Consider the following 9,808-nt stretch of genomic DNA (forward strand, 5'->3'; position numbering starts at 1 on the left):
AGACCCAGATAGACGGGCAGCACGGGAATATAGGCACTGGCCTTGGTCACCAAGGCCTTGCATACACTGACCCAGGCGTGGCCACCAATATCGGCAAGCTGCAGGTTGATCGCCTCGGCGGTGCTATGCAGGTGCTCCTTGGCATAGCCTATGGTGCCGTCTCGATAGAGGGGATAGGTGGACTGCGGACCTATGTAGGAGTAGGCCACCGTCTGAACCCCGGGGGCCAGGCAGTCTGCGGCCTGCAACGCCTGCAACCAGAGCTGCCAATCTTCTCCCCCCATGACGGTAACCGTATCGCGGATCTCCTCGGCACTAGCCACCGGCAGTGTCTGTTCTTCGAGGGCATAGCGCTCCAGGTTCAGTCCCAGGCCGGTGAAGGGTTGGCCCGTGCTCTTGAGTACCGAGCGCACCTGACGGCCATCGGCCATTACCCGCAAGCCGCTTGCCAATGAGTAGATGACCAGATCCACCTGCCCCCACTGCTGGCGGATAGTCTCGATGGCTTGCTGGCGCATGGCGTCCGAGAAGGCATCACCGATAAGATTGACGGCCAGTCGCCCCTCCTGTTCAGCCGCCTGCTTGAACCAGATGTTGTTGTACCAGCCAGCGCTGCCGATCCCCTTGTCGGAGGGGCCTCGCTCGAAAGAGATGCCCAGGGTATCGGCCCCGGCACCGAAGGTGAGTACGATGCGCGACGCCAGCCCGAAGCCGGAAGAGGCGCCAAGGATCAACACTCGCTTGGGACCATTGAACTGGCCCGCGGCGCGGATTTCGTCTATCTGTTGTTCCACTGCGGCGCGGCAGCCGATGGGGTGGCAGTTGCGGGCGACACAGCCCTGGATCTGGGGACGGATGATCATGGCACTTCTCCAAAGGAACTGGCTTGAGCATAGCCAGCGGGGGAGGAGATGGCCTTGATATGGCGCAGCGCCCAACCAAGAAAAGGCGATAAAAAAACAAAGGGAGCCATAGGCTCCCAAAGCGGTATTCAGATGCTTCTTGTTATGTTGTGGTCCTTGCGAAACACCGGCTCATCCTATGCCCGGCGAGGAGAAGGGGCAAGTTGCCCGCTGTGACCCGCCTCATGTTTCCGCTCATTTTATCGGCGCACAATGACGGTAAAGGGGCCTGACTCACAAATGCAGAATCGCGGGATGCCCCAGGAACATAAAGCTGTGATGAGAATGACATTTTAGTTTCAAAAGAGATTGGTATAGTGACAAGAATATCTGTGAGGAGAATCCCATGAGTGGAACCCATTACAAGCATGTGCTGGTCGCGATCGACCTGTCGGAAGACAACCGCAAGGTGATCGAGAAGGCGGTCGACAGGGCCATCTCCAACGGCGCCAAGCTGTCGGTGATCCACGTTGATGTCGACCTCAAGGATCTCTACACCGAGATGATAGATATCGACATCGACAATGTGCAGGATCAGGTGATCGCCGAGGCCAAGGAGAAGCTGGAAGCCTTCCTGGCCCCCCTCAACTTCCCCATCGAGAAGAAGCTGGTGATCTGCGGCGATCTCAGCGAACGGGTCAATCAGGCGGTGCACGACTATGACATAGACCTGCTGGTCTGCGGCCATCGCCAGAGTTTCTGGAGCCTGCTGACCTCCAGCGCCCGTCAGCTGATGAACACAGTCCCTTGCGACCTGCTGGTCGTGCCCTTGCAGAAGTGATTGAACAGGCGTAGCTTGGTTGGCCATGAACATGACCATTTTCAATCACGATTTCTGGTGGTGCTGCTCCTAAACAGGCGGCGCTGCTTTTCTATGTAAAATTTTCCGAAGAAAACACCGTGACCGCCGAGAGGCGGTCATTGTTTTTTTCCTTTGTCGCCTCCCGGCTCACCCCAACTGGAGAGAGTGACATGCAAACCCCCATCATACTCACGGGCGATCGCCCCACCGGCAAACTGCACATTGGCCACTACGTCGGCTCCCTGCGCCAACGGGTGCTGGCGCAACAGACTCACCGCCAGTTCGTGATGATTGCCGACCTGCAGGCGTTGACCGACAACGGCCAGGACCCGGCCAAGGTCACGGGCAACGTGCTTGAAGTCATGGCCGACTACCTGGCCGCCGGACTGGACCCCGCCAAGACCACCTTCTGTCTGCAGAGCGCCCTGCCCGCCCTCCCCGAGCTCACCTGCTACTACCTCAATCTGGTCAGCGTCGCCCGGCTGGAGCGCAACCCCACCGTCAAGGCGGAGATCCAGCAAAAAGGATTCGAGCGCAGTCTGCCAGCGGGCTTCCTGGTCTACCCGATCAGCCAGGCTGCCGACATCACGGCCTTTCGCGCCACCCATGTCCCGGTCGGGGAGGATCAGCTCCCCATGCTGGAGCAGGCCAACGAGATTGTGCGTCGATTCAATGGATTGGTGGGGCAGGAGGTGCTGACCGAGTGCCAACCCATACTGAGCGATACTGGCCGCCTGCCCGGTATCGACGGCAAAGCCAAGATGTCCAAGTCCCTCGGCAACACCATAGAACTCGGCATGTCCGAGGCGGAGATCAAACAAGCGGTCCATGCCATGTATACGGACCCTAATCACCTCAAGCTGAGCGATCCGGGCCAGGTGGAGGGCAATGCCGTCTTCACCTATCTGGATGCCTTCCATCCGGACAAGGCATTGGTGGCCGAGATGAAGGCTCACTACCGACGTGGCGGCCTGGGGGACATGCGCTGCAAGCAGGTGCTGAACGACTGCCTGCAAAACCTGCTCGCCCCCATGCGGGAGCGGCGGCAACAGGCAATGAGCGAACGAGGCGAACTGCTCAATTTGCTGCGCCAGGGCACTGAACAGGCGCGTGGCGTCACGGACAGCCTGCTGGGCGAGGTGAAGCGGGCCATGGGCCTCAATTACTTCGGCTGAACACCCGTAGCTCCCCGATGGCCGGCTGCATAAGGGGGAGCAAGGCACTTGGCCAAGGTCAAGCCAGCGGGCTATCCGCCAAGGGGGGTCAGGCCATAATGCGCCAGCGCCAGGGCATGCAGCTCCCCCTTGAACCAGCGGATCGCCTCGTCATGGGCACTCAAGGGGTGCCCCGCCATCAGGTAGACGATGGGAATGGCTGGCTCGAGTTGATGGAGTTGCAGCGGATAATCGCGACTAAAGTCACGACCTATCATCTCGGGCACCACCACCAGATAGCGCCTGGTCGCCATCAATTGGGGCACCGCCATGAAGCTTGGCAATCTCACCCCCAGCTCCCGCTCCACCCCAAAACGCGCCAACCAGAGATCCACCATGGCCTGGCTGTGGCCCCAGCTCGAGGTGTGGATATGGGGCTTGCTCACCAGTTCCCTGGGTCCGAGTCGCTCGGGCAGGCCGCTGTCCATGGGAGAGAGGCAGACCAGGGGGTTGCTGAACCAGTCTTCCCGCCACAAGCGGGGGGATAGATGGTCCGCCCCGGCAAAGCCCACTACCAGATCCAGCTCCCCCTTCTCCAGCTCCCGCTCGTAGTCGCTGGCGGCCAGCTCGCACACCTCCAGGCGGCAATGGGGCGCCAGCCGATGGAGCAGCTCGACCATGGCGGGTACCAGGCCGTGTTCCACCGACCCCGGCAGGGCCATGCGAAACACCCGGCGGGCACTGGCAGGGTCGAACCCCTTGGCCTGGCGCAACCCCTGCTCCAGCATGGCCAGCGCCTGGCGTACCGGCCCGGCCAGGGCCTTGGCACGCTCGGTCGGCATCATCTCGCGCCTGCTCATCACGAACAGGGGATCGTCCAGCGCCTGACGCAGTCGACCCAGGGCATGACTGACGGTGGATTGGGAGAGATGCAGCCGTTCGGCGGCCCGGGTGACGTTGCGCTCCTGCATCAGGACATCGAACAGGGTGAGCAGGTTGAGATCGAGGCGGGCGAGGGAGAGTTCCATCGATATTGACCATAGGCTAATGCCAACAATTCATTTTTTACATAGTAACAGAGTCCCTAGAATGCCCCCATTCATTGCATCATCGACAACGAGAAAGACATGCGTAGTTATCTGTTACTGCTGGCCATCGGCCTGCTGTGGGGCTCCCAGTTCATCTTCATGCATCAGGCCGTGGCCGAAATGCCTCCTATCCTGGTCGCCGCCGGGCGGGCCCTGTGCGGCAGCCTGACCCTGGGCCTGCTCTGCCTGTTCATGCGCCTCAAGAGCGAGCATACCCCCTGGCGCACCTACATGCTGATCGCCCTGCTCGATGCCACCATCCCCTTCATCATGGTGGCCTGGGGTCAGCAATATGTGGACAGTGCCATCGCCGCCGTGGTGATGGGCTGCATCCCCTTCGTCACCATCTTGATGGCCCCCCTGTTTATCTCCGGTGAGAAGATCACCAAGAGCGGCCTGCTCTCCGTGGTTGTCGGTTTCATCGGCGTGCTGGTGCTGTTCTGGCCCAAGCTGTCCGGTGGCATGAATGCCGGTCTGATCGGCGCCGTGGCCATACTGCTCGGGGCCAGCTGCTTCGCCATCGGTCTGCTGATGATCAAGCGCTTCGCCAAGGACCACCCCGTGGTGGTGGCACGCAACATCCTCATCTCCTCGGCTATACAGCTGCTGATTGCAGCCCCCTTCCTGATCGATCTCGACAGCCTGACCCTGCCGAGCCAACAGGCCACCATCGCCGTGGTGGTGCTGGGCATCTTCTGTACCGGTCTGGTCTACTTCCTCTACATGGCCTTGATCCAGAAGGCTGGCCCGACCTTCGCCTCCTTCAGCAACTATCTGGTGCCGCTGTTTGGGGTGGTACTCGGTGCCCTCTTCCTCGGTGAGCAGATCCACTCCACCACCGGGGTCGCGCTGATTTTGATCCTGGGCTCTGTCGCCATGAATCAGTGGGCCCAGCAGCGTCGCAATCGTCGGGAAAGCCTGTGTCAGGCATCCTGACCTCCCTCTGTGGCGGCCTGGTGCTGATTGCCGGCTGGCAGTATCGCCACAAGCTGGCAGGGCTGATAGGCCTCTTGATGGTCCTGCTTCCCTGGCTGTTTGACCGTCGGCTGCAAGCCATCCTGAGTCAGGTCATCAATGCCTGATCTCTCTGGCTCGACGCCCGGTCGGCTCAGCCATGCGCCAAAAAATTTGTCCTCCAACCGGCGCTTGCGCCGGTTTTTTTATGGTGGCGATGCGGCATCCATCAAGCTGTAGCGGTACTCGAGACGCTCGTTCTTGCGGGGCCCCTGGATCTGCCACTTCAGCCGAAAGCCGGATGCCTCCTCCACCAGCTCGGCACTGTAGTGATCCTGGCCGCACAGGTGAGGCTCATGGGTCTGCCAGCGGCCCGCCACCGAACGCAGCTCGAACAGCAGCACCGGACTCTGATAGCGCAGATGAGAGAGGCTGACGCCCGCCGGAGTTCGTTGCCACCAGAAGCGGTTCGTCATGGCCAGCACCTTGCCGTGAGGCGTCTGATAGTGACCCTGCTCGTCAAACAGCCACCCCTCCTGATGGCAGGTCACCTGCACCCTGCCCTCGCCCCGCCCCGTCCAGTCGGTGGCCGAGCCCGCCCCATTTTTCCCTTCGAACTCAAATGCGCCTATCTGTGGCAGCAGCTGCCATAAACGCTGGATCACAGCTTCCATCTCGGCCATCATAGCGCCCTCAAAATTGACAACTGACGATAAATCAAACACATGAACTACTTGATAGGGGTCACCCTGCTCTGGTCCTTCTCCTTCAGCCTGATCGGTGTCTACCTCGCAGGCCAGGTCGATGCCTACTTCTCGGTGCTGACCCGCATCCTGCTTGCCAGTCTGGTGTTTCTGCCCTTCCTGCGAAAGCGCTGGCTGCACCCGGCCCTGGCTCTCAAGCTGATGGCCCTCGGCGCCATCCAGCTCGGCCTGATGTACCTCTTCTACTACCACTCCTTCCTGCTGCTGACGGTGCCTGAGGTACTGGTATTTACTATCTTTACCCCCCTCTATGTCACCCTGATCCACGATCTGCTGGAGCGGCGCTTCAAACCTGTCTATCTGGGGGCTGCCGCCCTGGCGGTGCTGGGCGCGGCCGTCATCCGCTTCGATGGTCTGACCGAACGCTACCTGCTGGGCTTTCTGGTGGTACAGGGGGCCAATATCTGTTTCGCCCTGGGGCAGGTGGGTTACAAGGTGCTGATGGCCCGTGAGCCAGAGCAGCCACCACAGCATGCGGTGTTTGGCTGCTTCTATCTGGGAGCCCTGGCTGTCGCCCTGCCCGCCTGGTGGCTGCTCGGCAAGCCACAATATCCCAGCACCGGCTTGCAGTGGGGCATCTTGTTCTGGCTGGGAGTGGGTGCATCCGGGCTGGGTTACTTCCTGTGGAACAAAGGCGCCACCCTGGTCAGCAGCGGCGTGCTGGCCATCATGAACAACGCCCTGATCCCGGCGGGCCTATTGGTCAACTTGCTGCTGTGGGGACGCGACACCGATCTGCTGCGCCTCACCCTTGGCGGCCTGCTGATGCTGGCCTCGCTCTGGCTGTGCAGACCCGGGCGGCCGGTTCACGCCTGACCACGGCGCTCTTCATGGCAGGCCTTCCTAGCCCGCGGGGAGCGCGCTAGCCGATGACCTGATTGTGCTCCTGACGGGCCTGACCGTGGCAGGAGGCGAGCCGGGCCAGCAGATGATCGATCTGTTCTCCCGGTTGATGCTGCACCAATCCGATGCTGACGGTGACTGGCCGCTCCGGCAGCAGGCTGGCATCGGCAATTTCGAGCCGTAACCGCTCGGCGATCTCCAGGGCATCCAGGCGCTCTATCCCCGGCAGCATCAGGATGAAGGTATCGTCATCCCAGCGGGCGAAGGGATCATCCTTGCGCAGTTCGTGACGCACGATACGCGCCAGTTTGGCTAGCATGGTGTCGCAATCGGCTTCGCCAAACAGCTGCAATATCTTGGCTCTGTGATCCACGGTCAGTTGCAGCAGGCAGAAGGCGTTCTCTTGGCCGAGGCGCTCATTGAGCCTCTGTTCGAAATAACCACGGCTCTCGAGCCCGGTCAGCGGATCCGTGCCCTGTTGCTCCGCCACCGGGGAATGGGAATGGCGACAGCGACGCACCACCCCAAGCAGCGAGCCGTCCGGCTGGCGCTGAGCTCGCTCATCGAGACGGATATAGTGGCCATCATGATGCAGGATGCGATAGTCCAGACGCAGTGAGTCCCGACCATGCAGACAAGCGGCAAATGCTTCGAGCACCCGAGCCATGTCATCCGGGTGTATCCGTGCCAGCCAGCTCATCTCATCGAGGGTATCTTGCGTGAGACCGAGCAACGCCAGACAGGATGGATCCCGCTCCATGGCCTGCGGCTGAGACCAGCGCCAGACGCAGGCATTCATCAATTGCATGGCCTCCGCCATCAGGGAACTATCCAGCCGAGTCACCGTGTCCGCTAGCGGAGCCTTCAGTACATCCATCAAACGCCTCTAAACCATGAAACTTGTGTGAACCCCAATAAGTAGCATCGAGGCAAGGGATCGGCAATCCGCACCAAGGAGTTTGTGATGAAAAAACTCGCCAGAGTCAGGATGGCGAGTGATTCGCCACCTGACGCTGCCGTTCATGCCTCACCGAGGTTAACCCCGGTAACCCTGCATCAGGGTCTGCCAGTTCTCCGGCACGAAGTGGAAGCTGGTGTGCAGCTGGGCTTCTTTATTGAAAGAGCGCAGCAATCGCTCCAGATTGGCCTGCTGCCAACTGCCGGGAGCGCGGATGGCCCCTTTATCAAAATCGATCACCCACACCTTGTCCGCCTTATCGAGCAGCAGGTTGTGGCTGTTCAGATCCGCGTGATAGACGCCGGCATCGTGCAGTCGGCGTATTGCCTGACCCACCCCTAACCAGATCTCTGCCGCGACAGGACCCCGTTTGAGCAGGGCCACCAGATCCTTGGCACCGCGAATGCGCTCGATCAGAATATCGGCCCGGTAGAAGGGGCCCTGCTTGACCATGCGTGCTCCGAACGGCCTGGGCACCGGCAACCCCTGACGGCTCAGGGTATCCAGCAGGCTGAACTCCGCCATGGCACGGCTCGATTCCACCCCCTCGAACCAGAAGCGATCACGTACCACCCGACCCACCATGCCGCCGCGATAATAGTGGCGCAGCACCAGGTGGCATGACTCCTCCTTCACGAACCAGGTCACACCACGGCCGATGGCCGAGCCCACGACCTTGCCCTGGTTCTGCCACCAGACGGGGTCGAATAGTCTGGGCGAGGGATTGTTGAAGAGTTCATCGGCAAACCAGCATACCTGGTTCTTGTCGGTTTGAATTTGCATCTGGTGGGTTCCGGGCAGTCATTGGCCGCAATTTTACAATCCATGGTGGAGTTTGCATAATGCCATTCATCGATTTCCCATCTATTGCGCCACATCATGCTGCCGTTCCAAACGCCACCCTCTTCAATCTGTATATTGCGGCTCTCCGCCATTGGTGATTGCTGCCACGCACTGGCGCTGGTGCGGGTCATTCAGCGGGAGTGGCCGAACACCCGTATCACCTGGATAACCGGCAAGCTGGAAGCAGGGCTCTTTGCCGATCTGCCCGGTGTCGAGGTGATCCCCTTCGACAAGAGCCAGGGCTGGCGTGGCTATCGCGCGCTGTGGCTGCAGCTCAAAGGCCGTAAGTTCGATGCCCTGCTTCATCTGCAGGCAGCCCTGCGTGCCAGCATCGCCACCCTCGGCATCCGGGCCGGAGTCAAGTTAGGTTTCGATCGGGAGCGGGCCAACGATGGTCAATGGCTGTTCACCAATCACAAGGTGCCCTCGCCAGACTCCCCTCATGTGCTGGACGGCTTCCTCGCCTTCGCCCGCGAGCTGGGCATTAAGGATCTGACCCCCGATTGGCAACTGCCCATTCCCGCCGAGCAGCAAGCCTGGGCCAAAGCGCAGATTGCCGGTCAACCGACCCTGCTCATCTGCGCTGCCGCAAGCAAGCCGTTCAAGAACTGGACCGCAGCCGGCTACGCCGCCTTGGCGGATCATGCCAACCGCAAGGGCATGCGGGTGCTGCTGTGCGGCGGCCCGGCCCAGCTGGAACGGGATCTTGCCGGAGAGATACAGCGCCTGAGCCACAGTCAGCCTGTCGACCTGGTCGGTCAGACCAATCTCAAGCAGTTGCTGGCGCTGATCAAGGAGGCGAGCCTGGTACTGGCTCCGGATACCGGCCCCACCCACATGGCAACCCTGGTCGGCACCCCCGTCATCGGCCTCTATGCCCATCACAATCCGGCTCGCACCGGCCCTTATCTGGCCCGGGATCGCGTCGTCAGCGTCTACCAGGAGCTTATCGAAGCCGAAACCGGCAAGCCCCTTGATGCGCTGAGCTGGCGTACCCGGCTCAAGGATCCCGATGCCATGGCCAAATTGCCGGTCGAACGGGTGATTGCCCGCTTCGACGAATGGTGGCAACACAGGTTCAAAGACGACAATCCATCGAAAATCCCGAGCAGTCAGCGAGAGATAACCTGATAGTCCCCCGAGTATTTCCTCGCCAGAATAGCCGCTGCGTAGAGGCAACTCGCGCAGCAAGCTACGAATCCTTTGATCGGCTGGAATATTATTCCGGCCGTTTTTTTATCTGCGGCCATCTGCTACCATCTGCCGCCTTTACATCCCCCTGCTGCTTAATTTTCTGTGTTTTGTGCTTGGCTGTCGCCCCGAGGGGCAGGAGACGGCGCTCTCTGCTACAACCAAAACACGGCGAACGTTTAAAGGTACTGACATGGCGCAACAAGGCACCCTCTACATCATCTCCTCCCCAAGCGGAGCGGGTAAGTCCAGTCTGATCAATGCCCTGCTCAAGCAGCCGGAGGCCGCTGGCCGTATGCAGCTCTCCGT

General features: G+C 60.7%; 11 protein-coding genes and 1 pseudogene. 7 read left to right on the forward strand and 5 right to left on the reverse strand.

The window, feature by feature from the left end; genetic code table 11:
• Positions 1-863 (reverse strand): enoyl-[acyl-carrier-protein] reductase FabV (gene fabV / locus G113_RS16495; protein WP_005907392.1); only part of this gene is annotated, 863 nt, incomplete at its 3' end.
• 385 nt (positions 864-1,248) lie between these two features.
• Here fabV and G113_RS16500 point away from each other — a divergent pair.
• Positions 1,249-1,683, forward strand: a complete 435-nt coding sequence (locus tag G113_RS16500; RefSeq protein WP_005907393.1) for a universal stress protein — start codon at positions 1,249-1,251, stop codon at positions 1,681-1,683.
• Positions 1,684-1,874: 191 nt separating this feature from the next.
• A complete protein-coding gene (trpS, locus tag G113_RS16505; RefSeq protein ID WP_005907394.1) occupies positions 1,875-2,879 on the forward strand; it encodes a tryptophan--tRNA ligase in 1,005 nt (334 codons plus the stop codon).
• Between the two features lie 71 nt (positions 2,880-2,950).
• Here the strand turns inward: trpS and G113_RS16510 are convergent, their stop codons facing one another.
• Positions 2,951-3,886, reverse strand: coding sequence for a LysR family transcriptional regulator (locus G113_RS16510; protein ID WP_005907395.1), 936 nt, complete (start codon positions 3,884-3,886; stop codon positions 2,951-2,953).
• 99 nt (positions 3,887-3,985) lie between these two features.
• Here G113_RS16510 and G113_RS16515 point away from each other — a divergent pair, with 99 nt between their 5' ends.
• Complete coding sequence (locus G113_RS16515; RefSeq protein ID WP_005907396.1) at positions 3,986-4,882, forward strand: DMT family transporter; 897 nt, start codon at positions 3,986-3,988, stop codon at positions 4,880-4,882.
• Entirely contained in the window at positions 4,867-5,028 is a 162-nt protein-coding gene (locus tag G113_RS21550; RefSeq protein ID WP_005907397.1) for a hypothetical protein, read from the forward strand. Before G113_RS16515 ends, G113_RS21550 begins: the two co-directional genes overlap by 16 nt.
• A 78-nt stretch (positions 5,029-5,106) precedes the next feature.
• On the opposite strand, the gene G113_RS16520 is transcribed toward G113_RS21550, so the two are convergent.
• Positions 5,107-5,586, reverse strand: coding sequence for a DUF6314 family protein (locus tag G113_RS16520; RefSeq protein ID WP_005907398.1), 480 nt, complete (start codon positions 5,584-5,586; stop codon positions 5,107-5,109).
• Positions 5,587-5,625: 39 nt separating this feature from the next.
• Between G113_RS16520 and G113_RS16525 the strand changes: the two genes are divergently transcribed.
• Positions 5,626-6,480 (forward strand): carboxylate/amino acid/amine transporter, encoded by an 855-nt coding sequence (locus tag G113_RS16525; protein WP_005907400.1) that lies wholly within the window; start codon positions 5,626-5,628, stop codon positions 6,478-6,480.
• 46 nt (positions 6,481-6,526) lie between these two features.
• Here the strand turns inward: G113_RS16525 and G113_RS16530 are convergent, their stop codons facing one another.
• The gene (locus G113_RS16530; protein WP_005907401.1) at positions 6,527-7,384 is read right to left on the reverse strand and encodes a GGDEF domain-containing protein; all 858 of its coding nucleotides are present in this window, start codon (positions 7,382-7,384) and stop codon (positions 6,527-6,529) included.
• A gap of 159 nt (positions 7,385-7,543) precedes the next feature.
• Positions 7,544-8,248, reverse strand: a complete 705-nt coding sequence (locus G113_RS16535) for a 3-deoxy-D-manno-octulosonic acid kinase (RefSeq protein WP_005907402.1) — start codon at positions 8,246-8,248, stop codon at positions 7,544-7,546.
• 84 nt (positions 8,249-8,332) lie between these two features.
• On the opposite strand from G113_RS16535, the gene G113_RS16540 reads away from it, so the two are divergent.
• Both G113_RS16540 and G113_RS16545 read left to right on the forward strand, forming a co-directional pair.
• Positions 8,333-9,439 carry a glycosyltransferase family 9 protein gene (locus G113_RS16540; RefSeq protein WP_201765025.1) on the forward strand — a complete coding sequence of 369 codons (1,107 nt, stop codon included), beginning with the start codon at positions 8,333-8,335 and terminating at the stop codon, positions 9,437-9,439.
• Between the two features lie 253 nt (positions 9,440-9,692).
• Positions 9,693-9,808: pseudogene (locus G113_RS16545) on the forward strand (guanylate kinase); the annotation flags it as partial.

The sequence above is a fragment of the Aeromonas molluscorum 848 genome, assembly GCF_000388115.1.
Taxonomy (GTDB): Bacteria; Pseudomonadota; Gammaproteobacteria; order Enterobacterales; family Aeromonadaceae; genus Aeromonas; species Aeromonas molluscorum.

Excerpts from the sequence above, each read along its gene's own strand:
- G113_RS16500 (WP_005907393.1), top strand. The coding sequence starts at position 1,249 with ATGAGTGGAACCCATTACAAGCATGTGCTGGTCGCGATCGACCTGTCG.
- trpS (WP_005907394.1), top strand. The coding sequence starts at position 1,875 with ATGCAAACCCCCATCATACTCACGGGCGATCGCCCCACCGGCAAACTG.
- G113_RS16510 (WP_005907395.1), bottom strand. The coding sequence starts at position 3,886 with ATGGAACTCTCCCTCGCCCGCCTCGATCTCAACCTGCTCACCCTGTTC.
- G113_RS16515 (WP_005907396.1), top strand. The coding sequence starts at position 3,986 with ATGCGTAGTTATCTGTTACTGCTGGCCATCGGCCTGCTGTGGGGCTCC.
- G113_RS16520 (WP_005907398.1), bottom strand. The coding sequence starts at position 5,586 with ATGATGGCCGAGATGGAAGCTGTGATCCAGCGTTTATGGCAGCTGCTG.
- G113_RS16525 (WP_005907400.1), top strand. The coding sequence starts at position 5,626 with ATGAACTACTTGATAGGGGTCACCCTGCTCTGGTCCTTCTCCTTCAGC.
- G113_RS16530 (WP_005907401.1), bottom strand. The coding sequence starts at position 7,384 with ATGGATGTACTGAAGGCTCCGCTAGCGGACACGGTGACTCGGCTGGAT.
- G113_RS16535 (WP_005907402.1), bottom strand. The coding sequence starts at position 8,248 with ATGCAAATTCAAACCGACAAGAACCAGGTATGCTGGTTTGCCGATGAA.